This is a genomic window from Oceanibaculum nanhaiense, assembly GCF_002148795.1.
GTDB lineage: Bacteria > Pseudomonadota > Alphaproteobacteria > Oceanibaculales > Oceanibaculaceae > Oceanibaculum > Oceanibaculum nanhaiense.
On the sequence record NZ_MPOB01000004.1, the window covers coordinates 345894 to 370467 of the forward strand.

The 24574-nt window shown below is 64.0% G+C and carries 23 protein-coding genes; 15 read left to right on the top strand and 8 right to left on the bottom strand.

The features are described from left to right. Positions 1 to 4: 4 nt before the first annotated feature. From BKM74_RS09190 to BKM74_RS09210, 5 genes are all read left to right on the top strand, one after another. The gene (locus tag BKM74_RS09190; RefSeq protein WP_086465401.1) at positions 5 to 607 is read left to right on the top strand and encodes a DUF1007 family protein; all 603 of its coding nucleotides are present in this window, start codon (positions 5 to 7) and stop codon (positions 605 to 607) included. A gap of 5 nt (positions 608 to 612) precedes the next feature. Beyond that, a complete protein-coding gene (locus tag BKM74_RS09195; protein ID WP_086465402.1) occupies positions 613 to 1587 on the top strand; it encodes a nickel/cobalt transporter in 975 nt (324 codons plus the stop codon). A 90-nt stretch (positions 1588 to 1677) separates the two neighbouring features. Continuing rightward, positions 1678 to 2385 (top strand): DUF6134 family protein, encoded by a 708-nt coding sequence (locus tag BKM74_RS09200; RefSeq protein ID WP_086465403.1) that lies wholly within the window; start codon positions 1678 to 1680, stop codon positions 2383 to 2385. Continuing rightward, positions 2372 to 3139: an SDR family NAD(P)-dependent oxidoreductase gene (locus BKM74_RS09205; RefSeq protein WP_086465404.1), complete on the top strand. Its 768-nt coding sequence runs from the start codon at positions 2372 to 2374 to the stop codon at positions 3137 to 3139. Before BKM74_RS09200 ends, BKM74_RS09205 begins: the two co-directional genes overlap by 14 nt. Further along, on the top strand, positions 3136 to 3558 hold the full coding sequence (locus BKM74_RS09210) for a nuclear transport factor 2 family protein (RefSeq protein WP_086465405.1): 423 nt from the start codon (positions 3136 to 3138) through the stop codon (positions 3556 to 3558). The genes BKM74_RS09205 and BKM74_RS09210 overlap by 4 nt, the downstream gene beginning before the upstream one ends. A gap of 4 nt (positions 3559 to 3562) precedes the next feature. On the opposite strand, the gene BKM74_RS09215 is transcribed toward BKM74_RS09210, so the two are convergent. From BKM74_RS09215 to BKM74_RS09240, 6 genes are read right to left on the bottom strand one after another with little or no spacing between them, the layout of a single operon-like run. After that, positions 3563 to 4123 (bottom strand): DUF3833 domain-containing protein, encoded by a 561-nt coding sequence (locus BKM74_RS09215; protein WP_086465406.1) that lies wholly within the window; start codon positions 4121 to 4123, stop codon positions 3563 to 3565. A 27-nt stretch (positions 4124 to 4150) separates the two neighbouring features. Further along, on the bottom strand, positions 4151 to 5482 hold the full coding sequence (locus tag BKM74_RS09220; RefSeq protein ID WP_086465407.1) for an MFS transporter: 1332 nt from the start codon (positions 5480 to 5482) through the stop codon (positions 4151 to 4153). A 3-nt stretch (positions 5483 to 5485) separates the two neighbouring features. Further along, a complete protein-coding gene (locus tag BKM74_RS09225) occupies positions 5486 to 6727 on the bottom strand; it encodes an SAM-dependent methyltransferase (RefSeq protein WP_086465408.1) in 1242 nt (413 codons plus the stop codon). Then, complete coding sequence (locus BKM74_RS09230; protein ID WP_245825879.1) at positions 6724 to 7566, bottom strand: DUF1365 domain-containing protein; 843 nt, start codon at positions 7564 to 7566, stop codon at positions 6724 to 6726. The genes BKM74_RS09225 and BKM74_RS09230 overlap by 4 nt, the downstream gene beginning before the upstream one ends. Then, the gene (locus BKM74_RS09235; protein ID WP_086465409.1) at positions 7566 to 8882 is read right to left on the bottom strand and encodes an NAD(P)/FAD-dependent oxidoreductase; all 1317 of its coding nucleotides are present in this window, start codon (positions 8880 to 8882) and stop codon (positions 7566 to 7568) included. The genes BKM74_RS09230 and BKM74_RS09235 overlap by 1 nt, the downstream gene beginning before the upstream one ends. After that, entirely contained in the window at positions 8883 to 10343 is a 1461-nt protein-coding gene (locus BKM74_RS09240; RefSeq protein ID WP_176342465.1) for a cryptochrome/photolyase family protein, read from the bottom strand. Positions 10344 to 10559: 216 nt separating this feature from the next. Here BKM74_RS09240 and BKM74_RS09245 point away from each other — a divergent pair, with 216 nt between their 5' ends. Continuing rightward, positions 10560 to 10958: a cyclic nucleotide-binding domain-containing protein gene (locus BKM74_RS09245; protein WP_086465411.1), complete on the top strand. Its 399-nt coding sequence runs from the start codon at positions 10560 to 10562 to the stop codon at positions 10956 to 10958. On the opposite strand, the gene BKM74_RS09250 is transcribed toward BKM74_RS09245, so the two are convergent. Beyond that, the gene (locus tag BKM74_RS09250; protein ID WP_086465412.1) at positions 10955 to 11800 is read right to left on the bottom strand and encodes a helix-turn-helix domain-containing protein; all 846 of its coding nucleotides are present in this window, start codon (positions 11798 to 11800) and stop codon (positions 10955 to 10957) included. The genes BKM74_RS09245 and BKM74_RS09250 overlap by 4 nt on opposite strands. An 85-nt stretch (positions 11801 to 11885) precedes the next feature. Here BKM74_RS09250 and BKM74_RS09255 point away from each other — a divergent pair, with 85 nt between their 5' ends. Then, on the top strand, positions 11886 to 12992 hold the full coding sequence (locus tag BKM74_RS09255; RefSeq protein WP_245825880.1) for a putative glycolipid-binding domain-containing protein: 1107 nt from the start codon (positions 11886 to 11888) through the stop codon (positions 12990 to 12992). On the opposite strand, the gene BKM74_RS09260 is transcribed toward BKM74_RS09255, so the two are convergent. After that, positions 12979 to 14082 carry a cis-3-hydroxy-L-proline dehydratase gene (locus BKM74_RS09260; protein WP_086465413.1) on the bottom strand — a complete coding sequence of 368 codons (1104 nt, stop codon included), beginning with the start codon at positions 14080 to 14082 and terminating at the stop codon, positions 12979 to 12981. The two genes, BKM74_RS09255 and BKM74_RS09260, sit on opposite strands and share 14 nt — an antisense overlap. A 174-nt stretch (positions 14083 to 14256) precedes the next feature. Between BKM74_RS09260 and BKM74_RS09265 the strand changes: the two genes are divergently transcribed. From BKM74_RS09265 to BKM74_RS09300, 8 genes are all read left to right on the top strand, one after another. Beyond that, on the top strand, positions 14257 to 15762 hold the full coding sequence (locus tag BKM74_RS09265; RefSeq protein WP_086465414.1) for a M81 family metallopeptidase: 1506 nt from the start codon (positions 14257 to 14259) through the stop codon (positions 15760 to 15762). A 113-nt stretch (positions 15763 to 15875) separates the two neighbouring features. Then, complete coding sequence (locus BKM74_RS09270; RefSeq protein ID WP_086465415.1) at positions 15876 to 17381, top strand: M81 family metallopeptidase; 1506 nt, start codon at positions 15876 to 15878, stop codon at positions 17379 to 17381. Positions 17382 to 17618: 237 nt separating this feature from the next. Continuing rightward, on the top strand, positions 17619 to 19223 hold the full coding sequence (locus BKM74_RS09275; RefSeq protein ID WP_245825881.1) for an ABC transporter substrate-binding protein: 1605 nt from the start codon (positions 17619 to 17621) through the stop codon (positions 19221 to 19223). A gap of 50 nt (positions 19224 to 19273) precedes the next feature. After that, positions 19274 to 20215: an ABC transporter permease gene (locus tag BKM74_RS09280; protein WP_086465417.1), complete on the top strand. Its 942-nt coding sequence runs from the start codon at positions 19274 to 19276 to the stop codon at positions 20213 to 20215. Next, a complete protein-coding gene (locus BKM74_RS09285; RefSeq protein WP_086465418.1) occupies positions 20215 to 21099 on the top strand; it encodes an ABC transporter permease in 885 nt (294 codons plus the stop codon). Before BKM74_RS09280 ends, BKM74_RS09285 begins: the two co-directional genes overlap by 1 nt. 237 nt (positions 21100 to 21336) lie before the next feature. Next, a complete protein-coding gene (locus BKM74_RS09290) occupies positions 21337 to 22485 on the top strand; it encodes a TRAP transporter substrate-binding protein (RefSeq protein WP_086465419.1) in 1149 nt (382 codons plus the stop codon). 110 nt (positions 22486 to 22595) lie between these two features. Then, complete coding sequence (locus BKM74_RS09295) at positions 22596 to 23216, top strand: TRAP transporter small permease subunit (protein ID WP_086465420.1); 621 nt, start codon at positions 22596 to 22598, stop codon at positions 23214 to 23216. After that, on the top strand, positions 23213 to 24562 hold the full coding sequence (locus tag BKM74_RS09300; RefSeq protein WP_086465421.1) for a TRAP transporter large permease: 1350 nt from the start codon (positions 23213 to 23215) through the stop codon (positions 24560 to 24562). The genes BKM74_RS09295 and BKM74_RS09300 overlap by 4 nt, the downstream gene beginning before the upstream one ends. Positions 24563 to 24574: the final 12 nt, after the last annotated feature.

Below are 24574 nucleotides of genomic sequence, written 5' to 3' on the forward strand. Positions count from 1 at the left end.
CGCCATGAAAGGGCTGGCAAGTTTCCTGCTGGCGCTGGCTCTCCTGGCCACAGGACTGCCGCGCACCGCCGATGCCCATCCGCATGTCTGGATCGATACCCATGCGACGCTGCGCTTCGATGCCGGCAAGCTGGTTGCCCTCGATGTCGTCTGGGTGTTCGACGATTTCTTCAGCTCGATGATGATCGAGGATTTCGCGGCGAAGGGGGGTAAGGATTTCACGCCGGAAGGGCATGGAGAGCTGGAAAGCCAGGTCATGCTGCCGATGGAGGAGTTCGGTTTCTTTACCCATCTCACAGCCGACGGCGCGGCGCTGAAGATCGAGAAGATCGCGAATTTCAAGGCCAGCATCGAGGATGGGCGGGTGATCTTCGCCTTCCGGGCGCTGTTGCCCCAGGCCGTCGATCCGCGCGTCACAGCGCTGTCGGTCGGGCTCTATGACGAAAGCTATTATGTCGAACTGCTCCTGGATGAGTGGGATCCGTTCCGTCTTGCGGGCGATGCGGTGCCCGCCTGCGCCATCGACATGACGGAGGATATGAGCCGCCCGCTCTATTACGGCGCCTTCTTTCCGCGCGTTGCCACGCTGCGCTGCACCGGGAGCTGAGTTTCATGCGCATCGCCGCCGTTTGCGGGCTGTGCCTGCTGATGCTTCTTGCCTGCGCTATTCCAGACGCGCTGGCGCAATCACCATTGGCGGGCCCGGCGGCCGCACCGGCGGGGGAGCCCGGATTCTTTTCGGGCGTGCTGGCACAGATCGCGCGCTGGCAGTCGGAATTGCATCGCGAGATGGCGGCACTGGTGCGCGCCGTGCGGCAGGGTGACGCGTTGTGGCCGGCGCTGACGTTGATCGGCGTCTCTTTCCTGTACGGCATCTTCCATGCTGCCGGACCGGGGCATGGCAAGGCCGTGATCTCCGCCTATCTGGTCGGGCATGACAGCCGCCTGAAGCGCGGCATCGCACTCGCCTTCGCCTCCTCGCTGGTGCAGGGGCTGAGCGCCATATTGCTGGTGGTGGTGCTGGCGGTGCTGCTGGGCGCGTCGCGCTTTGCCGTTGGCGAGCAGGTGCGGGTGCTGGAGATCGTCAGTTTCAGCCTCGTCATCCTGATCGGCCTGTGGCTGGCAGTGCGCGCCTGGAAGGGCGAGAGCTGCGACCATGATCATGGCATCGGGCATGGCCATCAGCATGACCATGCCCACGACCACACCCACCATCATGACCACGACCAAGACCACGAGACAGCGGCCCGGCGCGGCCTGCGGCGCTTCTGGGCGATGGCGGCGGCGGTCGGCATCCGGCCATGCAGCGGTGCCGTGCTGGTGCTGTTGTTCACGCTGGCCAACGGGATGTTCCTGCTGGGCATTGCCGCAACCTTTGCGATGGCGCTGGGCACGGCGATGACGGTCGCGGCGCTGGCCACGGCCAGCGTCTATGGCCGCAAGGCCGCGCTGGCGTTCGGCGGCGGTGCGGAGTCAGTCTGGCGCGACCGGCTGCATCGCGGCCTCGGCGTTGCCGGGTCGCTGGCGATTTCCGGCTTCGGCCTGCTGTTCCTGCTGGCGACGTTGCAGCGCGGCGGGATGTTCTGATCCCCCCATTCTGTCCTGCCGAGGCATCCGTTCCGGCATCCCTTGCGTAGAAAGGTCAATTGATCCGCAACGGGACAAGGACTGGTTGACATGAAACGCCTTCTTGCCGCCGCTGCCATCTTTCTGGCTGCGACCACTGTCGCGCGCGCCGAACCCATGGTTGAGCGCATCGATTTCGAGGTGACGCGCGGCGGCGATCCGCTGGGCTGGCAGCGTTTGCGCATTGCACGCGATGGCGACCGGGCCATTGTCGAGGTGATGATCGACTTCGAACTGAAATTCGGCCCCATTGCGCTGTACCGCTACACCCATCGCAACCGCACGGTGCTCGAGGCCGGCAAGGTGGTGAGCGTCGAGACCCGGACCAATGATGATGGCGATTATTACGCCGTCCTTGCCCGGCAGGGGGAAGGGGCTGGAGAGGGCGGTCTGACCGTCCTGGGTGTCGATGGCCGGATCATGGCGCCGACGGATATCTTCCCCTCGGATTACTGGCGCTATGCGACTGTCCGCCAGGGCCGTCTGCTGGACACGCAGAAGGGTATTCTGCGCGATGTCGAGATGACTGCGGTGGCCGGACGCGAGGGCTGTTACGATATGACCGGCGAGTTGACCATGCAGCTCTGCTACGATGACGGGCGCTGGGTCGGCGGCAGCTTCGACGGGCGTGGCAAGGAAGTGCTCTATACCCGCCGGGAGATGCCCGCCGATGCGCCCTGGAATTTCAGCCTGGAAGATGTGCCGGCGGGCGAGCCCGCCAGCCGTTATGTGATGATGGCCCAGAATGAACAGCGATAAACCTGGCGGCCGGCTGGTCTGGATCACCGGCGCCAGCTACGGGCTGGGCCGTGAAGTCGCCCTGCAGCTTGCCGCGCGTGGCGACCGGGTGGCGGTCAGCGCGCGCTCGGCGGACAAGCTGAAGGCGCTGGCGGGGGAAGCGCCGGAAGGGTGCATCCTGCCCTACGAACTGGACGTCACCGACCGGCAGGCGGTTGCCGATACCGTCGCCCGCATCGAGGCGGAGCAGGGCCCTATCGACCTGGCGCTGCTGAATGCCGGCACGCATGAGCCTATCAGCGCCGGCGATTTCAACGTCGATACGGTGCGCACGCTCGTCGAGCTGAACCTGATGGGGACGGCAAACTGCCTAGAGCCGTTGCTCTCCCGTTTCAGGGCGCGCGGGCAGGGGCACATCGCCATCGTCGCCTCGGTCGCCGGCTATCGCGGGCTGCCGACCTCTGCCGCCTATGGGGCGACCAAGGCCGGGCTCATCAATATGGCGGAATCGCTGAAGCCGGAATGCGACCGGCTGGGAATAAAGCTGCAGATCGTCAATCCCGGCTTCGTGCGCACGCCGCTGACCGACAAAAATCCGTTTCCCATGCCATTCCTGATGGAACCGGAGGATGCGGCCGCTGCGCTGATTCGCGGTCTGGACGGGAACGGTTTCGAGGTCAGCTTTCCGAAGCGTTTCACCTGGATGCTGAAATTCCTGCGCTGCCTGCCCTATGCTCTGTATTTCCCGATGATCAGCCGGGCGACCAAGCAGTGAAAGATGCCGTCGCGGCCTATGGCCGCTTTTTCGAAACCATCGCGCCAGACAGCCTGGACCGGCTGGACGGGATCGTGGCACCCGATGTCCGCTTCGTCGATCCATTCAACGACGTGACCGGCATCGAGGGGTATCGCGCGGTCTTCCGGCATATGTTCGAGACGGTGGACCAGCCGCGTTTCACCATATTGCGCACCGCCATCGACGGCGATACGGCGTTTTATCGCTGGCGGTTCAGCTTCCGCCGCAAGGGCGTGGCGGACATCTGGACCATCGAGGGGATGAGCGAGGTGCGCTTCCTGGCCAACGGTCTGGTGGCCGCGCATATCGACCATTGGGATGCAGCATCGCAGCTCTATGAGCGCCTGCCGGTCATCGGCACACTGCTGCGGTGGATCAGGCGGAAGCTGGCGGTGTAGCCTCTCACTCCGCCGCCAGGGAGGCGCTCTGCTTGCCGTTCTCGCGCAGGAAGAACAGGGTCACCTCGCCCAGCTCGATGCCGAACTTGCTGACCGTGGCGCGGTTTACCATCACCTTCTCGTCCTGGCGGAACATCCAGTCGTCGAAATGCACGCGGATCGTGCGTTCACCCACCTTCAGGTCGAAATCGTAACGCCAGTTCAGCGCCTTGCCGTAGGCGATGCCGGTTGCGGTGCCGACCACATCATCGGCCCTTCCTTCATAGCGGTGCTCGTCCAGCTTGCGGATGCGCCAGACGCGGCGGTCGGTCTCGCCATCATCATAGAGGAAATCCTCGGTGAGGACGAACTCGTCGCCTTCCTGCCGGCCTTCGATATCGACCGTGAAGCTGCGCTTCAGCGTGCCGAACCGGTCCTGGAAAATGCCCCAGGCGCGGCTCTTGCCGATGAAATACTCCTCGACGGTCAGCTTCGGCTCGGAGCCGGCGAAATCCTCAGGCTTCATGGTGCTGCATCCTCCCAGCAGAAGAGCGGCAGCCAGTAGCGTCGCTGCGGCGCGGAACATCGGTGGTCCTCCCGAAGGTGATGGGGTTCATGGCACGGTCTCGATCCGGCGTTTCACCGCCGCATGCTCGGCTGCGCCGATCGGATAGCCCCACATCAGCGCGATGGCGGCCAGCTTGAACAGGATCGGGGCAATGGCGTAGAGCGCGGCCAGGGTTGTCAGCGCGGCCGGGTCGTTCACGCTGCCGCTCGCCGCCTGAAAGCCGAACAGGTCGAGGATCGGGAAAGCGATGCCCACGGCCAGCGCCAGCGCCAGCTTCGTCGCCACGCCCCACAGCGCGAAATACAGGCCGGCGCGGTGCGCCCCGCTCTCGGCCGTGTCGATATCCACCACATCGGCCTGCATCGAGGGCGGCAGGGCGAGATCGGCACCCAGGCACAGGCCGGTCAGCACGCAGATCGCCAGGAACCCCGCCATGTCGCCCGCACCCAGAAAGGGCACCGGCGCGAAGAACAGGCAGTTCAGCAGCATCGCCATACACCAGGCGCGGTGCTTCTCCAGCTTGCGGCTGGCCGCGATCCAAACTGGTATGGAGAGAATGCCGCATCCGAAATACACCGTCAGGAACAGGCCGCTCAATTCGCCCAGTTGAAGCACCTGGGCCGCGAATAAAAGTACAAGTGTTGCCGGCAGGCCGTTTGCGATGCCATTCAGCAGATAGGCCACGATCAGCCGGCGGAAGGGTCTGTTCGCGGCCAGCACCCTGATTGCCAGCCTCCAGTTACTTGTACGCGGCGCGGGGCGCGGCGGTTCACCCACGGCGGCACAGGCCAGAAGGATGGTCAGCGGCAGGGCGATCAGCAGGGTGAGAGCAAGCACCTTGAGCACAGCGGCGTTGCCGCCCTCGACCAGCGCCGGCAGGCCGGCGGCGATCAGTGTTCCCAGCACGACGAACAGCTCGCGCGAGGCGGTGATGCGGGAACGTTCATGATAATCGGGCGACAGCTCCGCCCCCCAGGCGGAATGCGGCAGGGAGATCATCGTCCAGCCGAGATAGAGCAGCATCGACCAGCCCAGCAGATGCGCGATGCCGGCACCCTGCGGCGGCACGAACAGCATCCACATGGCGAGCAGCGTGACCGGCAGGCCGGCGATCATCCAGGGACGGCGGCGGCCCCATCGGCTGACGGTGCGGTCGCTGAGCACGCCGATCGCCGGGTCGGTTACCCCATCCCACAGCCGGGCCAGCAGCAGCACCGCGCCCACCGCCGTGAGGTTCAGCCCCAGATCGGCGGCGTAGAAGGTCGGCAGGTAGATGAACAGCGGCAATCCCAGCGCCGCCATCGGCAGGCCGGGCAGACCATAGGCGGCCAGCAGCCGGCGCGCGAGGGGCCGATGATCGGGGAGGGATTGCTCCATGCGCTAGCGTTTGAAGGCGATCTGGCGCACGTCGATGCTGCCGGACCGGAACCCGCCCTCGCAATAGTGCAGATAGAATTCCCACATGCGCTGGAAACGCTCGTCGAAGCCCAGTTCACGGATGTCCGGCCAGGCGGTCTTGAAGGCGTCGCTCCAGTGGCGCAGCGTACGGGCATAATCCAGCCCGAAGCCGTCATCCTGGGTCAGCACCATGCCGGCATCGCGCACCAGCCCGCGCAGGATGCTGTCTGACGGCAGCATGCCGCCGGGAAAGATATAGCGCTGGATGAAGTCGGGGGAGCTGCGATAGGCCTCGAACCGGTCGTCGGCGATGGTGATGACCTGCATCGCCGCCCTGCCATCCTCCTTGAGGCAGGATTTCACCTTGTCGAAGAAGACCGGCCAGTAACGTTCGCCCACCGCCTCGAACATTTCAATGGAGGCGATGCGGTCGTAGCGTTCCGCCACATCGCGGTAATCCTGCAGGCGCAGTTCCACGCGGTCGGAAAGGCCGGCGCGGGCCATCCGCTCGGTGGCGTAGGCATGCTGCTCTTGCGACAGGGTGATGCCGGTGACCTTCAGGCCGAACTCGCCGGCCGCCATTTCCGCGAACCCGCCCCAGCCGCAGCCGATCTCCAGCACATGCTGGCCGGGTTTGGCGTCCAGCAGGGTGCAGATGCGACGGTACTTGGCACGCTGGGCGGCTTCCAGATCCTGCTGGCCGCTCTCGAACACCGCCGCGGAATAGGTCATCGAAGGGTCGAGCCAGCGCCGGTAGAACTCATTCCCCAGATCGTAGTGATAGGCGATGTTGCGCTGGCTGCCGCGCCGGTTGTTGCGGTTCAGCGCGTGCAGCGCGCGGCCGGCCAGGCGGCTCCACCAATTGCCGTCAATATGCTGTTCCAGCGCGGTGATGTTGGCGGAGAACAGCTCCACCACCCGGGCGGGATCGGGGCTGTCCCATTCGCCATCGAGGTAGGATTCCGACCAGCCGACGCTGCCGCCCATGAACCAGCGCCGCGCCATGCGCTGGTCACGCACCAGGATGGTTGCCTCCGGCCCGTCATGCGGGCTGTCGAAACGGAACCGCCTGCCGTCCGGCAGCACGACGATCAGCGTGCCGTGGCTGAGGTTGCGCAGCATCTTCAGGCCAAGCCACATCCAGCGTGTCAGGCTGCGGTCCGGGCGGCGCCGTGTCTGGGCGATCCAGGTGCGGCCATCGATGGTCAGGGTCGCGTCGCTCACTTGTCATGTCTCCCGTTTGCGAGGGCGGGGTCGGACCAGATCGAAACTTCTTCCAGGGGCGGCGTGGGGCGGGAATGGAACCGCGCGCCCTTGCGCCACAGACGCAGCGCCTCCCAATGGATGCCGGCGACCACTTTCAGGGTCATCAGCGGGTGGCGGGCGAAGGCACTCAGAAGCGTGGCGTCGGTAAGTGCCGCACGCTGCGCATTGTGGGTGGCGGCCAGCAGCGGCTTTCCGTCGGGGCCAGCCTCGTCCTGGCGGATCAGGATGGACAGGCTCTCGTCCGGCTCGTTCAGCCGGAAGCGGTAGCGGCATTCCATCGGCAGGAAGGGCGAGACATAGAAGCCCTTGTCGTGGCGCTGCAGGATCGGTGCGCCGGGCTGCCGGCCCGCTGGGACGGGCAGCAGATAGCCATGCTGCTGGCCGAAGGTGTTCTTCACCTCGTAGAGGATCGCCGCCAGCCGGTCCTGGCGGTCGCGGCAGTAATAGATCGACAGCGGATTGAAGGCGAAGCCCATGAGGCGCGGAAAGCAGAGCAGCGAGATTCGTCCGCCATCAATATCGATGCCGGCGGCGGCCAGATGGTGCTCGACCCAGGGGCGTAGCGCGCTGCCGTCGCGCGGGCCATGGTCGCGGTCATGGAAGCTGAGCAGATTCGCGCGATTGTAGGAGAACAGCCGCAGCCCGGCATCGAGCACCGGCAACTCGTCCAGATCGACCAGCAGCGAGAAGACCCGGTAATGGAATTTGTGCCGGAACGGCGTCAGCCGGCTGTGCGTCACCCGCCCGCGATAGAGGCAGGATTTCCAGGCCGTATCTGGCGTCATCTGGTTGTTCATCAGTCGCCTGCCAGCAGCGGTTTGGCAGCGGTTGCGGGCTGACCGGCGGGCTTCACGTCGGTCTGCCACGGCACATCGGCACCCAGCGCCAATGCGACGGCAATGCCCGATTTTAACCCATCTTCGTGGAAACCGTAACCGCCCCAGGCGCCGCAGAACCAAAGGCCGCGCGTCCCCTGGATATGGTTCATCTCCTTCTGTGCCTGTATGGCCGGACCGTCGAATACCGGATGGCTGTAGGATATCCGCGCGAAAACCTTTGCCGGATCGGGCTGGCGGATCGGGTTCAGCGTGACAAACAGCGGATGGGCGGGATCGATGCCCTGCAGCAGGTTCATCCAGTAGGTGACGGCCACCTCGCGGTCATAGGCCTCGCCCTCGGCCAGATAGTTCCAGCTCGACCAGACAGCGCGGCGCTTCGGCATCAGGGCAGGATCGCAGTGTAGCACCGCCTCGTTCGGCTGGTAGCGACACCGGCCCATAATGTCGCGCTCGGCGGCGTCGGAATCCTGCAGCAGAGCCAGCGACTGGTCGGCATGGCAGGCCAGGATCACCTGGTCGTACAGCGTTTCCTCGCCGTCGGAACCGCGTACCATCACGCCGCCGGGCACGCGCCGTACCGATACCGCCGCATTGCCGAGGCGGAACCGGTCGGCGAAGGGGGATGTCAGGCGCCGCACATATTCACGGCTGCCGCCGGTGACCGTCATCCATTGCGGCCGGTCATTCACCGACATCAGACCGTGATTGTGAAAGAAGCGCGCGAAGCTGGCGGCCGGGAACTCCAGCATGGTCTCCACCGGGCAGGACCAGATGGCGGCGGCCATCGGCAGCAGATGGTCGTACAGGAAGCCGTCGGAATAGCGGTTGCGCTTCAGATACTCACCCAGCGACAGCGTGCCGGGATCGCCCTCCAGCAGCGCCGGCGCTTCACGGAAGAAGCGCAGAATGTCATGGACCATGCGGCCGAAGCGCGGGCGCAGCAGGTTGCGCTTCTGCGCGAAAAGCTGCGGGATACTGCCGCCGCCATATTCCAGGCGTCCGTCATCGATAGAAACGGCGAAGGACATCTCGCTGTTCTGATAGGGCACGTCGATCTGCCCGAACAGGCCGCGCAGGTTCGGGTAGTTGCGGTCGTTGAACACGATGAAACCAGTATCGACCGGGATCGTCCGGCCGCCGACATCGGCCTCCACCGTATTGGCGTGGCCGCCGATCCGGTTTTCCTTCTCATAGATTGTGATCTCGTGCTGCTGGTGCAGCAGCCATGCGGCACCCATGCCGGAAATGCCGCTGCCGACGATCGCAAGTCTCATTCAGGCCGCTTTCTTGATGCGGGAGAAGGCGTCGAGCGCGCGGTCGCGCGCCGTGCCGTGATCCACGATGGGGGTGGGGTAGGTCTCGCCGAGCGTCACGCCGGCCTGACGCATCACATCGTCGGGGGCGAGCCAGGGCTTGTGGATATGGGAGGCCGGCATTTTCGCCAGCTCCGGCACCCAGCGCCGGACATAGGCGCCGTCCGGGTCGAATTTCTCGCCCTGCAGCACCGGGTTGAAGATGCGGAAATAGGGTGCCGCATCCGCGCCGCAGCCGGCGACCCATTGCCAGCTTGCGGCATTGTTGGCGAGATCGGCATCGACCAGCGTGTCCCAGAACCAGGCCTCGCCTTCCTGCCAGGGGATCAGCAGATCCTTCACCAGGAAGGAGGCGACGATCATGCGCACCCGGTTGTGCATCCAGCCGGTCGCCCACAGCTCCCGCATGCCGGCATCGACGATGGGGAAGCCAGTGCGGCCGCGCTGCCAGGCGGCCAGCGCGTCGCCGTTCTCGTGCCAGGGGAAGTCCGCGAATTCCGGGCGCAACGGATGATCCGGCAGGGTGTCGTTGTGATAGAGCAGGTGATGGGCGAATTCGCGCCAGCCAACCTCGGACAGGAATTTCTCGGCGCTGGCCTCGTTAAGGTCGTGAGCGGCAATGTCGGCGCGGGTCGCGTGCCAGATCTGGCGGGGGCCGATCTCGCCGAAATGCAGATGTGGCGACAGCCGCGAGGTCGCCTCGATATCCGGCCGGTCGCGTTCTGCCTTGTAGCGGTTCACCGCAGCGTCGAGAAAGCCGGTCAGCCGGTCGCGCGCGCCAGCCTCGCCGGGTGTCCATGCGGCCTCGAAGCTCCTGGCCCAGTTCGGTGCGGTGGGCAGCAGCGCCCAATCCGCCAGCCTGTCGCCTTGGGGCGCAGGGGCAGGTGTGGATTCCAGTGCTTCCGGGGTGGGCAGCGGCGCTTCCGGTCCGTCCTTGGCAAGACAGGCGCGCCAGAAGGCGGAATAGACGCGGAACGGCTCGCCGGCCTTGTTCTCGACGGTCCAGGGTTCGTGCAGCAGGGCCGAATTGAAGCTGCGCGCCGCGATCCCATCGCGTTTCAGCGCGGCCTTGATGGTCTCGTCCCGCTTGCGGGCGAATGGCTCGTAGCAGCGGTTCCAGTACACCGCCGCAGCACCGGTTTCGCTGACGAGATCGGAGATGATCTGCCGTGAATCGCCGCACCGCAGGACAAGCGGCAGGCCCAGCGCGTCAAGGTCGCGGGACAGCGCCGTCAGGCTGTGGTGCAGCCACCAGCGTGCAGCATCGCCGGTCCGCCAGGTGCCGGGCGTCTCATCATCCAGGATATAGACGGGCAGGACCGGCTGGCCGCTGGCCATGGCCGCGCACAGCGCCGGATTATCTGCAAGACGCAGATCCTGGCGAAACCAGAGGAGAACGGGCCTATCGCTGTCTCGTGCCATCTTGCTTGCTGTAAAATCTTCGATCATCTTGGAATTCTGTAAGTTTTACGTACCGCGCCGGGCGGCGGATCATTCCGGAAGCAGAAATAGATGCTGCCCGAATGAAGCCGCAGTGAAAGATGAATAACATTTTATTGATTTGCACGGCGGGCGTGCGCTGCGCGATAAACAGGCTGTTTCGGAGCATGCCAGCTGCGAAAACACAGCGGAGGCAGGATGGCCAAGCCCAAGATTCTCGACCGTCGGGTGTTTTATGCCGGCGCGCTGCTGTTCCGGGAGGGTGAGCTGGGCAGTCACGCCTACCTCATCGAATCCGGCCGGGTGGAAGTCTTTGTCGGCCGCAACGAGGCGGAGACGGTGCTGGCCGATCTCGGTCCCGGCGAGATCATCGGCGAGATGGCGCTGATCGCCAAGGGGCCGCGCCAGGCCTCGGTGCGGGCGCTGGAACTCACCGTCTGCTCGACGATCAACGAGCAGGTCATGGATCGGCTGCTGGAAAGCTGCGAGCCGGGCGTGAAGGCGCTGCTGAAAGTACTGATGAAGCGGCTCTACGCCACCAACATGATGCTGGCCGACCATCTGCACCGCGATGCCGAAATGGGGCGCTGGAACTAGACCATCTTGCCGCGTCGCCAGGAAGCTGGCGTCTGGCCGAAGGTGCGGCGGAAGCGCCGGGTGAATTCCGACAGATCGCCGAATCCGGCCGATAGCGCCGCGTCCAGCACGCTCATGCGGTCCTCGCGCAAGGCGCGGGCGGCCGCCCGCAGTCGGCGGTTCAGCAGATATTGATAGGGTGTGACCCCAAGCACGGTGCTGAACCGGCGCAGGAAGTGATAGCGGCTGAGGCCGACCGCGGCGGCGATATCGGCGACCGATAGCGGTTCGGGATGGTGCGCCTCGATCAGCCGCGCGGCGGTTGCGATGCGGGCGAGATCGCGCGTCCGTTCCGGTGACGCCGCGTCGGCATGGCTGAGGCGCAAGGCCGCGCCGGCCATCCGCAGCGCCAGCTCCTCCAATGCCAGTGCATCCTGCTCCGACAGCGCGGCTTCCGCCGCCGCGAACAGCGGCGACAAGGCCGTCACGGGTGGCAGCCGGTGCTGCGGGAAATCGATATGTTTTACGCCGGGCAGAGCGCCTGCGACCTCCGCCATGAATTCCGGTGCGAAATGGAAGGCAAGGCAGCGGTCGCCGGCGCCATGTTCATGCCCGCAGGAATAGCAGGCGCCTTCATTCCCCAGCATCAGCGATCCCGCTGCCATCAGCGTGCTGCCCCGGTCCGAGCGATAGACGAAATTGCCCGACAGCACGGCAGCGATCACCGCCGGGCCGTGCTGTTCCTCATAGGGTTTGTCCTCAGGTCCGCAGCGGCAGATCACGTCGCTGACGCTCCAGCCGGAGCCCTCGGCGAGGAAGCTCTGGGTGACCTTGTCCTGATCGATGGCAGGGGCGATGCTCATGGGCGAAATTATAGCAATAATCCCCAAGAAACGCGCGCGTGTCGGGCGCTAGGGTCCAGCCATACCAAAGTCATGGAGGCAGCGAATGACACCGAAGATGCGGACCCTGATGTGGCGGCGCGACTGGGACGGCAACAGCATGGAACAGGCCACCGTTCGCCGTGACGATTCGGGAATCGAAATCGCCGGCACCGTGCTGCTGGCGGAGAAGGGCGCCCCTTTGCGCGTCGAATACCGGCTGCAGTGCGATGCCGGCTGGATCACAAGGCGGGTCGAGGTCAGTCAGGATTTCGAGGGCGCAACGCAGAGCCTGACCTTGCTGCATGACGGCACGGGCAACTGGCGGCTGAACGGCGCGGCCGCCCCGGATCTTGCCGGCTGCACCGATATCGATCTGGGCGTGAGCCCTTCGACCAATGCGCTGCCGGTGAACCGGCTGCGTCCTGCCATCGGGGAGACAACGGAAATCCGTGCCGCCTGGGTGCGGTTTCCGGAGATGATTGTGACGGCGGCGCCGCAGGCCTATGACCGGCTGGCGGAGCGGCGTTACCGCTACCGCAATCTGGACAGTGACTTCAAGGCGGTGCTGGAAGTCGATGAGGACGGGTTCCCCATCGATTACGAAAGCATCTGGACGCGCATCGCCGATGGCGCGCCGGCGCGCGGACTGACCCATGTGCTGGCCGCTGCCCTCTTCTCGTCCGGCCCGTCGCCGGAACTGGGGGAGGCGGCGAAGGCTTTCGACTGGGTGATCGGCGGCTGGCGTGCCGAAGTGTTCGACTATGCCGAGGATGGCACGGCACGCACCGGCGAGGGCGAATGGTGGTTCAGCTGGGCACTGGAGGGCCGGGTCATCCAGGATATCTGGATCGCCCCGCCCCGTGGTGAACGAGAGGGCGGCGACCTGCCGGTCCGCGACCGCTACAGCACCACGCTGCGCTGGCTCGATGGGGATGGCGAGACCTGGCGCATCCTCTGGCTGAACCCGGTGACCGGCGTGCTGAACCGGCTGTCCGGCCGCCTGACGGATGGCCGGATCGTGCTGGAAGGCGAGGAATATGGCCACCCGGCGCGCTGGAGCTTCAACGACATCACGCCGGATAGCTTCGTCTGGCGCGGCGAGAGCCAGCAGGAGGACGGCAGCTGGCGGCTGGATGCCGAATTCCGGCTGCTGCGGATCACCCCACGCTGAACACCGGCGCTCCCAGCACCTCCATGCGCGGTATCACGCCCAGCCCCGGGGCGGTCGAGGCGCTCATCCGGCCGTGCTGGCGTTGCGGCGCCCCTTCCGCCAGGGAGACAGTGACATAGGAGTTGAAGTCCGTCGCCGAGAACAGGAAATCGGCCGGCGTCGAATGGGCGAGATGGGCGATGGCGGCGGTGGTGATGTCGCCGCCCCAGGTGTCCTCGATGGTCATGGCAATGCCGAGCGACAGGCAGAGATCGCGGATCTGCCGCGCCCTGGTCAGCCCACCGACCTTGGAAATCTTCAGGTTGATGACGTCCATGGCGAGGTCCGACGCGCCGCGCAGCACGGCGGGTAGCCCGTCGATCACCTCGTCCAGGATGAAGGGCTTCGGCGTGCGGCGGCGGATCGCCAGGCATTCCTCGTAGGATGGGCAGGGCTGCTCGATATAGACATCGACATCGCGCACCCCCTCGACCACGCGCGCCGCCTCATGCATCAGCCAGCCGGTATTGGCATCGGCAATCAGCACATCGCCGGGCAGCAGCTTCTCGGCGACAGCATGGATGCGCGCGATGTCGGTATCCGCGTCGCCGCCGACCTTCAGCTGGAATTTGGTATAGCCCTCCGCCCGGTAGCCGGCCACATTGGCCGCCATCGCCTCGGGCGTGTCCTGCGAGATCGCGCGATAGAGCAGGACATCCTCGCCGCAGCGGCCACCGAGCAGAGTCACCACCGGCAGTCCCGTTGCCTGGCCCAGAATGTCCCAGCAGGCGATGTCGAGCGGCGATTTCACGTAAGGGTGCCCGCGCATCGCCTGGTCCATCACCCGGTTGATGGTGCCGAGGTCACGCGGGTCCAGCCCGATCAGCCCTGGCGCCAGTTCCTTGATGCCGGTACGCGCGCCATTGGCATAGGCCGGCAGATAGGCCGGCCCGAGCGGGCAGACCTCGCCATGACCGGTGATGCCTTCGTCGGTCTCGATGGCGACCACGGTCGAATCGAACACCTCCACGGATTTGCCATCCGCCCATTTGTAGCTGCCTTCATGCAGCGGCAGATCGATCTGGTAAGCGGATATCCGGGTGATCCTCATGGCGCGCATCCTCCGCTGGCCGGCTTCTTATGAAACGGAACACTAACCCCTGAGTCAGCGGGATTCCATACAACTTTAGTGATTTAGCACGGGAGGGCTTGACGGGACTTGTAAAGGAAGTTTGCATATCGGCCTGTCTGAAAAAACAAAACAACTGAATGGGGATTCGTTTCGATGCATTTCTTGCTCGCCATGATGAAACACGAGACGAACACCTTCTCCCCGGTACCCACACCGCTGGAGCGCTTTGCCCGCGGCCGCGGCACGCCACCGGAAGGCCAGGACGCCGTTGCGGCCTATCGCGGCACGCAGAGTGCGCTGGCTGCCTTCATCGACATCGCGGAGAAAGAGGGCGCCACCTACGACATTCCGGTTGCCGGCCAGGCCTGGCCCTCCGGCCCGGTGCAGGATGATGCCTACAACTACATGACCGGCAAGATCATCGCGGCGGCGAAGGCGCGGAAATACGACGCCATCCTGCTCGACCTGCATGGCGCGATGGTGACCGAGAGCTTCGAGGATGGTGAGGGCCAGCTGATCAAGATGCTGCGCCAGATCGCGCCCGACACGCCCATCGCCGTGGCACTGGATATGCACACCAACCTCTATGCCGAGATTGTCGATAACGCGACCTCGGTGGCCGGCTATCAGACCTATCCGCATATCGACGTCTATGAGACCGGCACGCGCGCGGCGCTGCCGGTGATCGCCAAGCTGAAGGGCAAGGCCAATCCGGTCATGGCCTGGGGCAACCGGCCGATGCTGCCGCATGTGATGCGCCAGGGCACCGACGATTTCCCGAACAAGGAACTGCAGATCCGCGCCCATGAGATGGAGACCACCGGCGGCGCGCTGGCGGCGACCTTGTTCACCGGCTTCCCGCATGCCGACATCCACAATGCCGGCCTGTCGGCGGTGGTGGTGACCGATGGCGACAAGGCACTGGCGCAGAAATATCTGGACGAGCTGCTGGACTTCGCCTGGGACGAGCGCGAGGCTTTCGTCTACAAGCTGGAGCCGCTGGGCGAGTCGGTGGCGCGCGCCAAGAAGATGAATGACGGGCCGGTGGTGCTGCTCGACCATTTCGACAATGCGGCCTCTGGCGGCACGATGGACACCACCGCCGTATTGGGGGAGATCATCCGGCAGGGGCTGGAGAATGTCGCCTTCTTTGCGATCCACGATCCCGAAGCCGTGCAGCAGATGATCAAGGCCGGCATCGGTGCCAAGCTGACGCTGAAGCTGGGCGGCAAGATCAAGATGCCGCTGCTGGCCGCCGATGCCATCAGCGAACCGCTGGAGGTGACCGGCACGGTGCGCGTGCTGACCAATGGCGAGTTCCGCAACCGTGGGCCGATGGGCACCGGCATCCTGAACGATATGGGGCCGACCGCCGTGTTCGATACCGGCAAGGTGGAGATCGTCGTCATCTCCCGCCATCAGGAGCCGAACGACCTCAACTGCTTCTACAGCCTGGGCATCGACCCGCTGGCCAAGCGCTATCTGTGCCTGAAGAGCCGGGTGCACTGGCGCGCCGGTTTCAAGCCGATCATGAAGGATGTGGTGGAATGCGCCGGCGTCGGTGTCTGCACTTCGGATTACAACCAGCTTGAATTCAAGCATGTCCGGCGGCCGATCTATCCGCTCGATATTCTCAACGAGCCGAAGGCCGGCCGGTAACGGTTGCTTACAACCTGCCGGCGTAACCATTCGCGCGCGTACAATATTGTGCCGGGCCGGCGGAGCGGGCAGTCTTCATTTTCCAACTGGCGAAAAAACAGGAGGTCCAAGGGATGCGTCTCGTTCTCGGCATGATGAAGCACGAGACCAACACCTTCTCTCCGCTGCGTACCGACTGGGCGCGGTTCCAGGCCTGGGGTGCCTTCACCGGCGAGGAAGCCCGCAAGAATTTCGAGAAGACGGCAATGCCGCTGGGCGCCTATATGAAGCTGGCGCGCGAGCGCGGCGCCGATTTCACCATCCCGATGGCGGCGGAGGCGATGCCCTCCGGCCCGGTCGAACGCGACGCCTATGAACGCATGGCCGGCGCCATCTGCGAGGCGGTCGCCAAGGGCTGCGACGGCGTGCTGCTCGATCTGCATGGCGCCATGGTCACGGTCGATCATGAGGATGGCGAAGGCGAGTTGCTCGCCCGCATCCGCAAGATCGCGCCCGATGTGCCGATTGCCGTCACGCTCGACCTGCATACCAACCTGACGCAGCGCATGGTCGATAACTGCACCGCGCTGATCGGCTACAAGACCTATCCGCATGTCGATATGTACGAGGTGGCCGAGCAGGTCGGCCGCATCGTGCTGGACAGCATGGCGGGCAAGTGCCGGCCGGTGATGGCCTGGCGCAGCCTGCCGTTGCTGTCCCAGACCCTGAGACAGGGCACCGACGACGAGCCGATGAAGTCGCTGATCGCCATGACGCGCGCGGCCGAGGCGAAGCCGGGTGTCCTGGCGGCGAGCGTGTTCGGCGGGTTTCCGATGGCCGATATCCGCGATGCCGGCACCTCTGTCATCACCGTGACCGATGGCGATGCGGCGCAGGCGCAGGCCGTCTGTGACGAGATCGGCGCGGCGGCCTGGAAGGCGCGCGAGAGTTTCATCTACCAGCATGAACCGCTGGAGCAGGCGGTCGCCCGCGCCAAGACCCTGACGGAAGGTCCGGTGCTGCTGCTCGACCATGCCGACAATACCGGCTCCGGCGGCACGCAGGATGTGATGACGGTGATCGCCGAGGTGATGCGCCAGGGGCTGGAGGATGTCGCCGTCGCCGCGGTCTGGGACTCGGCGGCGGTGCAGGAAATGGCCAGGGCCGGAGTCGGTGCCACGGTGACCATCCGGCTGGGCGGCAAGACCGACATGCCGTCGATCGACCTAAAGGGCGAGCCGCTGGAAATCACCGGCAAGGTGAAGACCCTGACTGACGGCGAATGGGTGGTGCACGGGCCGATGTACACCGGTGTGACGGTGCAGATGGGGCCGACGGCGGTGCTGGATACCGGCAAGGTCCAGATCGTCATCGTGTCGCGCCATCACGAGCCTTGGGATACCGGCGTGTTCCGCTCCGTCGGGATCGAGCCGGAGCACAAGCGCTATCTGGTGCTGAAGAGCCGCATCCATTATCGCGCGGGTTTCGCCGGTCTGGGCAAGGCGACGATCACCTGTGACGGTCACGGGGTGACGACATCGGATAACAGCATCCTCACCTTCACCCGGCTGCGGCGGCCTATTTACCCGTTGGACCGGATGAACGACGATACGCTCTTGCCATCGACTGCCCAACAGTGATGCAGTTGATGGTGATCTGCCTCGTATGAGGGCAGGCCCATGCCTGACACGGGCAAGAAACAGGCAGAAGCTGTTGCAATTGCTAAAAGGAGTACGGCTTATCTAATAAAAACAGTTACTTATAAAAAAATCGCGACATCGCTGAGTTGGCACGGTTTTCGCCTTAGTGGCGGGGAAGCGTCGATCCGGCAAAGCCGCGATAGCTAAAAAAAGTTGAACAGGAAAGGACACGAGACAATGAAACTCCATCACATGCTGAAGGGGGCTTGCGCCGCCATCGCGCTGAGCGCGCCGATGCTGCTGGCGAACGCCGCCCCGGTCTCGGCCGAGTCGGTCCTGCGCGTGGTCAAGCATTCCAGCCTGCGCGTGCTCGACCCGATCATGACCACGGCCTACATGTCGCGTAATCATGGCTACATGATCTACGACACGCTTTTCGCGCTGAACGAGAAGCAGGAAATCACCCCGCAGATGGCCGAGGGCTACAAGGTCAGCGCCGATGGGCTGACCTACACCATCACCCTGCGCGACGGGCTGAAGTTCCATGACGGCGCGCCGGTCAAGGCCGAGGATGCCGTGGCCTCGCTGCAGCGCTGGGGCAAGCGCGACGGCATGGGCCAGAAGCTGATGGACTTCGTGAAGGAAATGAAGGCCACCAGCGACAAGAGCTTCGACATCGTCTTGAAGGAGCCCTACGGCCTGGTGATGGCCTCGCTGTCCAAGCCCAGCTCCAACGTGCCCTTCATCGTGCCGAAGAAGCTGGCCGAGACGCCGCCCTCCGAGCCGATGCCGGAGCAGATCGGGTCCGGCCCCTTCACCTGGGTGAAGGCGGAATTCCAGCCGGGCGTGAAGGCGGTCTATTCCAAGTTCGGCGATTACAAGCCGCGTTCCGAGCCGGCCAGCTGGGCCGCTGGCGGCAAGATCGTCAAGGTCGATCGCGTCGAGTGGGTGACCATGCCGGATCACATGACGGCGGCGAACGCGCTCATCAGCGGCGAGATCGACTATATCGAGAACCCGCCGACCGACCTGCTGCCGCTGCTAGAGGCCGATGACGGCATCGAGATGCGCAGCATCAACGAGCTGGGCAGCATGGTCATGCTGCGCCCGAACCATCTGCATCCGCCCTTCAACAACCCGAAGATCCTTCAGGCCATGGCCTACGCCATCAATCAGAAGGATGTGATGGTCGGCATGATGGGCGACAACGAGAAATACTACAATCTCTGCAAGTCGCAGTTCGTCTGCGGCACGCCCTATGGCACCGAGGCCGGCTCCGAAGGCATGATGGTCGGCAACATCGACAAGGCGAAGGCGCTGCTGAAGGAAGCGGGCTATGACGGCACGCCGGTGCTCATCATGCACCCGACCGATGTCGCCACCCTGTCCAGCCATCCGCCGATCGTCGCCCAGGCGATGCGTCAGGCCGGCTTCAAGGTCGATCTGGCGGCGATGGACTGGCAGACCCTGGTCGGCCGCCGCGCAAAGCAGGACCCGGTCGCGCAGGGCGGCTGGAACGTGTTCATCACCACCTGGGTCGGTCCGGACCTGATGAATCCGGTCGCCAATCTCGGCGTGAACGGCCGCGGCAAGAAGGGCGGCTGGTTCGGCTGGTACGAGGATGCCGAGATGGAGAAGATGAAGGATGCGTTCGCCCGCGAGACCGATCCGGCAAAGCAGAAGGCGCTTGCCGAGGAGATGAACAAGCGCGCCTGGCAGACCATCCCGAACCTGCCGCTGGGCCAGTTCTTCACCGTCAGCGCCTGGCGCAAGGGCGTGGTGAAGGGCGTGCTTGACGGCCCGGCACCGTTCTTCTGGAACATCGAAAAGACCAAGGGCTAAAACGGCCTAGGGCTTTATTTTGAAAAATCAGAAGAAAAGAAAAACCGACGATGTTTGCTTTCATTAGTCGGCGCATCCTGGCCACCATCCCCGTCATGGGGGTGGTGGCGCTCGTCGTCTTCCTGCTGCTCAGGCTGACGCCGGGCGATCCGGCGGCGATCATTGCCGGTGACGCCGCGACCCCCGCCGAGCTGGAAGCGATCAGGGAGCGCCTGGGGCTGAACCAGCCGATCTACCTCCAGTTCTTCGACTGGCTGATCCGGTTGCTGCAGGGTGACCTCGGCACCTCGATCCTCTCCAATACCTCGGTTGGAACGATGGTGCTGCAACGGATGGAGCCGACGTTGGCACTGGCCACGACAACGATCATCTTCGCGGTTCTGGTCGCGGTGCCGATGGGCGTGATCGCGGCCTGGAAGCACGGTACTTGGATCGACCGGGCGATCATGATCTTCTCCGTGATCGGCTTCTCGGTTCCGGTTTTCGTGATGGGCTATATCTGGATCTACGGCATCTCGATCAATCTGCGCTGGCTGCCGGTGCAGGGCTATCGATCGATTTCCGGCGGCTTCTGGCCGTTCTTCGAGCGGCTGATCCTGCCGACTCTGACACTCAGCGTCATCTATATCGCGCTGATCGCCCGCATCACCCGGGCCAGCGTGCTGGAAATTCTCGACGAAGACTATATCCGGACCGCACGGGCCAAGGGGCTGACCGAGAAGCGGGTGCTGCTGGTGCATGCGCTGCGCAACGCGGCGGTGCCCATCGTCACCATCATCGGCATCGGCATCGCGCTGCTGATCAGCGGCGTGGTGGTGACCGAGAGCGTGTTCAACCTGCCGGGGCTGGGCCGGTTGACCGTCGATGCCGTGCTGGCACGGGATTATCCGGTGATTCAGGGCATCATCCTGATCTTCGCCTTCGTCTATGTGATCGTGAATCTGGTTATCGATCTTAGTTACACGCTGTTTGACCCGAGGATACGATACTGATGGCCGTGCAAACCGAAAACGTGCCAATCGCTGCGGTGCCGGCCAAGCCCGCCCAGGCGATTTTCCGGCAGGCGCTGCGCAATCCGGGTGTGATCCTGGGGGGCGTCATCCTGTCGATCATGATCTTCGTGGCCATCTTCGCGCCGTTTCTGGGCACGGTCGATCCGGTGTATCTCGACCCGCTGACGCGCCTGAAGAAGCCTTTCACCGACTGGTTCCTGGGCACCGATGCTTTCGGGCGCGATATCTATTCCCGCATCATCTATGGCGCGCGTATCTCGCTGATCATCGGTATCGGCGCCGCCGTGCTCAGTATCGCGATCGGTCTGTTCGTCGGCCTGATCTCCGGCTATTTCCGGATCATCGATGCCATCGTCATGCGGATCATGGATGGCCTGATGGCGATCCCCGGCATCCTGCTGGCGATTGCCCTGGTGTCGCTGTCCGGCGCCTCGTTGCTGACCGTCATGGTGGCGATCACCATTCCGGAAATTCCGCGCGTCGTGCGTCTGGTACGCTCGGTCGTGCTGTCGATCCGCGAGGAGCCCTATGTCGAGGCGGCAATCTCGATTGGTACGCCGCTGCCGCTGATCCTGATCCGCCACGTCATGCCGAACACCTTCGCCCCGTTGATCGTGCAGGGGACCTACATCTGCGCCTCGGCGATGCTGACGGAGGCGATTCTCAGCTTCCTCGGCGCCGGCATTCCGCCGGAAATCCCAACCTGGGGCAACATCATGGCCGAGGGGCGGGTCTATTTCCAACTGGCCCCCTGGATCATCCTGTTCCCGGGCATTTTCCTGTCGCTGACCGTCCTCGCGGTGAACATCCTGGGCGACGGGCTGCGCGACACGCTGGACCCGAGACTGGCGAAAAGGGTCTGATCTCAATTTTCCACAATACGGAATTGTTTCTGCGCGGGGCTTCGGCCCCGCGTTTTTTTGTTGATGGCGCCGCTCAAGTTAGGCAAGTCTTACTGAAGTGGTATGTCACTTGGTCACAGGCCTTGCCGTTAAGGTGGAGAAGCCGAACAAGAAAAAATATAACAAAATCAATGTCATCCAAAAAGGGTGGGCCGGCTGGTTTGCATGCCAACCGTATAAAACAGGGAGGAATGAGACATGGAAAGCGTAAAGAAGGCGACCTCGCGTCGCAATTTTCTGAAGAACACGACGGTTGCCACCGCCGCCACGGCGGGTGCCGTTGCCGGTGTCGGCAGTCTGGCTGCGCCGGCGGTGCTGGCACAGGCACCGATCGTCCTGAAGATGCAGTCTTCCTGGCCGTCCTCGGATATTTTCCAGGATATGGCCAAGCAGTATGTGGAGCGCGTCGAGGCGATGTCCGGCGGGCGGCTGAAGATCGATCTGCTGCCGGCAGGGGCGGTCGTCGGAGCCTTCCAGGTGCAGGATGCCTGCCATGATGGTGTGCTGGACGCGGCCCATTCGGTGCCGGTTTACTGGTACGGCAAGAACAAGGCGGCCTCGCTGTTCGGCACCGGCCCGGTGTTCGGCGCCAATGCGGCGCAGATGATCGCCTGGATGTATCATGGCGGCGGCAACGAATTTTATCGTGAGCTGACGCAGGATATTCTCGGCCTCGACATCGTTGGCTTCATGGGCTTCCCGATGCCGGCGCAGCCTTTCGGCTGGTTCAAGAAGCCGATAGACGATGTGAGCCAGGTCAAGGGCCTGAAATACCGTACCGTCGGTCTTGCCGCCGACCTGTTCCAGGCGATGGGCGCCAGCGTGGCGCAGCTGCCCGGCGGCGAAATCGTGCCGGCGATGGAACGCGGCGTGATCGATGCCTTCGAGTTCAACAACCCGACCTCGGACATGCGCTTCGGCTCGCAGGATGTGGCGAAGAACTACATGCTGTCCTCCTATCATCAGGCGAGCGAGAGCTTCGAGTTCATCTTCTCCAAGCGCAAGTTCGAGAGCCTGCCGCCGGACCTGCAGGCGGTCCTGCGCTATGCCGTCGAGGCGGCCAGCACCTCCAACTATGCGCTGGCGATGCACCAGTATTCTCAGGATCTGGAGAAGTTGCAGAAAGACCATGGGGTGACTGTGAAGCGCACCCCGGAATCGGTCCTGAAGGCGCAGCTGGCGGCCTGGGACAAGATCCTGCCGCCGCTGATGAACGACCCCTATTTCAAGAAGGTCGTGGACAGCCAGAAGGCCTGGTGCGAGCGCGTCGTGTTCTACGATTTGATGAACGCGCCGGACTACAAGCTGGCCTACCAGCATTACTATCCCGGCAAGATCACCTTCTGATTCTTGGCCGCGAGAGCGCGGATAGGGAAAGTCCGGCCTTCGGGCCGGGCTTTTCTGCCGCCGGGCGGGACGGCGCCCCTTGTCCCGAAGGATATATTGCGAGCGGTTAGATGGAGCAGTTCATTCGGTTCGCCGACAAGCTTTCGGCCTGGTTCGGCAAGGCGTTTGCCTGGTGCGTCCTGGTCATGACGCTGGGCGTGGGATACGAGGTATTCGTCCGCTATGTCCTGAACGCCCCCACGGTGTGGGCGTTCGATCTGACCTACATGATGTACGGCACCATGTTCATGATGGCGGGCGCTTACACATTGTCGCGTGATGGCCATGTGCGGGGCGACTTCGTCTATCGGCTCTGGAAGCCGGCGACCCAGGCGAAAATCGAGCTGGTCCTCTATTTCTTCTTCTTCTTTCCCGGTGTCCTGGCGCTGATTTTCGCCGGCTGGAGGTACGCCAGCCGGTCCTGGCGCTATCTTGAGGTCAGCGTCATGAGCCCGGCCAATATCCCGATCTATCAGTTCAAGAGCGTCATCATCGCCGCCGGGGTGCTGCTGACGATCCAGGGGATCGCGGAAGTGTTCCGCTGCATTCTGACGATCCGGCGCGGCGCCTGGCCGGAGCGCGAATCCGATGTCGAGGAGCTGGAGGCGGTCTTGCAGAAAGAAGGGATCGCCGCCCTCCACCATGGCAGCGAAGCCGTCGATGTGGTCACGCCGAAAGTGGAGCGGTCATGAGCGATCCCGTCATTGCGATCATGATGCTGGGGATTTTCATCATCATCATCATGCTGGGTTTCCCCATTGCCTTCACGCTGATGGCGATGGGAATCGGGTTTGGCTACTACGCCTATTTCGACCCGGAGCGGATGCGGACGCTGTTCGACAACCGCATCTTCGATCTGTTCGTGAATCAGACCTATTCGGTGATGTCGAACGATGTGCTGACGGCGATCCCGTTATTCCTGTTCATGGGATATATCGTCGAACGGGCGAACATCGTCGATCGGCTGTTCCAGACGCTGAGTGTCGCGACCCGCCGGGTGCCGGGCTCGATGGCGGTGGCGGCGCTGATCACCTGCGCGCTGTTCGCCACCGCGACCGGCATCGTCGGGGCCGTGGTCACACTGATGGGGCTGCTCGCCTTTCCGGCCATGCTGAAGGCGCGCTACGACACCAGCTTTGCCTCGGGTGTGATCTGCGCCGGCGGCACGCTCGGCATCCTGATTCCGCCGTCGATCATGCTGATCGTCTATGCGGCGACGTCGGGCGTCTCCATTGTCCGGCTCTATGCCGGGGCGCTACTGCCCGGCTTCGCGCTGGCCGGCATGTATCTGATCTACATCCTGGTGCGCGCCTGGCTGCAACCCAAGCTGGCGCCGAAGCCGGAGAAACTGGAGGATGTGCCGATCAGCCGGGTGATGTGGATGCTGGTGACCTCCTTCTTCCCGCTGGCTTTCCTGATTCTCTCCGTGCTGGGGGCGATCCTGTTCGGTCTCGCCACCCCGTCGGAGGCGGCGGCGATCGGCGCGCTGGGCGGGCTTTTGCTGGCCGTCGCCTATCGCGCGCTGACCTGGAGGCGGCTGCAGGAATCGGTCTATCTGACGGTCCGCACGACGGCGATGGTGTGCTGGCTGTTCGTGGGGTCCTGGGTGTTCGCCTCGGTGTTCTCCTATCTCGGCGGCGAGCATGTGGTCAGCGAGTTCGTGAAGGGGCTGGATCTGACGCCGTTGCAGTTCCTGATCATGGCGCAGCTCATCATCTTCCTGCTGGGCTGGCCGCTGGAATGGTCGGAGATCATCATCATCTTCGTGCCGATCTTCCTGCCGCTGCTGCCGCTGTTCGATATTGATCCGCTGTTCTTCGGCATCCTGATCGCGATGAACCTGCAGACCTCCTTCCTGACGCCGCCGATGGCGATGTCAGCCTATTATCTGAAGGGGATTGCTCCACCCCATGTGCAGCTGGTGCAGATTTTCCGTGGCTCGCTGCCTTATGTGGCGATGGTCTTCATCACCATGGTGCTGCTCTACACGGTGCCTGAGATCGTGTACTGGCTGCCCCAGCTGATCTATGGCCGTTAAGGGCCGTCAGGA

What these genes read in the sequence shown, in the direction of transcription:
- BKM74_RS09190 (WP_086465401.1), top strand. Translation starts at nt 5, where the DNA reads ATGAAAGGGCTGGCAAGTTTCCTGCTGGCGCTGGCTCTCCTGGCCACA.
- BKM74_RS09195 (WP_086465402.1), top strand. Translation starts at nt 613, where the DNA reads ATGCGCATCGCCGCCGTTTGCGGGCTGTGCCTGCTGATGCTTCTTGCC.
- BKM74_RS09200 (WP_086465403.1), top strand. Translation starts at nt 1,678, where the DNA reads ATGAAACGCCTTCTTGCCGCCGCTGCCATCTTTCTGGCTGCGACCACT.
- BKM74_RS09205 (WP_086465404.1), top strand. Translation starts at nt 2,372, where the DNA reads ATGAACAGCGATAAACCTGGCGGCCGGCTGGTCTGGATCACCGGCGCC.
- BKM74_RS09215 (WP_086465406.1), bottom strand. Translation starts at nt 4,123, where the DNA reads ATGTTCCGCGCCGCAGCGACGCTACTGGCTGCCGCTCTTCTGCTGGGA.
- BKM74_RS09220 (WP_086465407.1), bottom strand. Translation starts at nt 5,482, where the DNA reads ATGGAGCAATCCCTCCCCGATCATCGGCCCCTCGCGCGCCGGCTGCTG.
- BKM74_RS09230 (WP_245825879.1), bottom strand. Translation starts at nt 7,566, where the DNA reads ATGAACAACCAGATGACGCCAGATACGGCCTGGAAATCCTGCCTCTAT.
- BKM74_RS09235 (WP_086465409.1), bottom strand. Translation starts at nt 8,882, where the DNA reads ATGAGACTTGCGATCGTCGGCAGCGGCATTTCCGGCATGGGTGCCGCA.
- BKM74_RS09240 (WP_176342465.1), bottom strand. Translation starts at nt 10,343, where the DNA reads ATGGCACGAGACAGCGATAGGCCCGTTCTCCTCTGGTTTCGCCAGGAT.
- BKM74_RS09245 (WP_086465411.1), top strand. Translation starts at nt 10,560, where the DNA reads ATGGCCAAGCCCAAGATTCTCGACCGTCGGGTGTTTTATGCCGGCGCG.
- BKM74_RS09250 (WP_086465412.1), bottom strand. Translation starts at nt 11,800, where the DNA reads ATGAGCATCGCCCCTGCCATCGATCAGGACAAGGTCACCCAGAGCTTC.
- BKM74_RS09255 (WP_245825880.1), top strand. Translation starts at nt 11,886, where the DNA reads ATGACACCGAAGATGCGGACCCTGATGTGGCGGCGCGACTGGGACGGC.
- BKM74_RS09260 (WP_086465413.1), bottom strand. Translation starts at nt 14,082, where the DNA reads ATGAGGATCACCCGGATATCCGCTTACCAGATCGATCTGCCGCTGCAT.
- BKM74_RS09265 (WP_086465414.1), top strand. Translation starts at nt 14,257, where the DNA reads ATGCATTTCTTGCTCGCCATGATGAAACACGAGACGAACACCTTCTCC.
- BKM74_RS09270 (WP_086465415.1), top strand. Translation starts at nt 15,876, where the DNA reads ATGCGTCTCGTTCTCGGCATGATGAAGCACGAGACCAACACCTTCTCT.
- BKM74_RS09275 (WP_245825881.1), top strand. Translation starts at nt 17,619, where the DNA reads ATGAAACTCCATCACATGCTGAAGGGGGCTTGCGCCGCCATCGCGCTG.
- BKM74_RS09280 (WP_086465417.1), top strand. Translation starts at nt 19,274, where the DNA reads ATGTTTGCTTTCATTAGTCGGCGCATCCTGGCCACCATCCCCGTCATG.
- BKM74_RS09285 (WP_086465418.1), top strand. Translation starts at nt 20,215, where the DNA reads ATGGCCGTGCAAACCGAAAACGTGCCAATCGCTGCGGTGCCGGCCAAG.
- BKM74_RS09290 (WP_086465419.1), top strand. Translation starts at nt 21,337, where the DNA reads ATGGAAAGCGTAAAGAAGGCGACCTCGCGTCGCAATTTTCTGAAGAAC.
- BKM74_RS09295 (WP_086465420.1), top strand. Translation starts at nt 22,596, where the DNA reads ATGGAGCAGTTCATTCGGTTCGCCGACAAGCTTTCGGCCTGGTTCGGC.
- BKM74_RS09300 (WP_086465421.1), top strand. Translation starts at nt 23,213, where the DNA reads ATGAGCGATCCCGTCATTGCGATCATGATGCTGGGGATTTTCATCATC.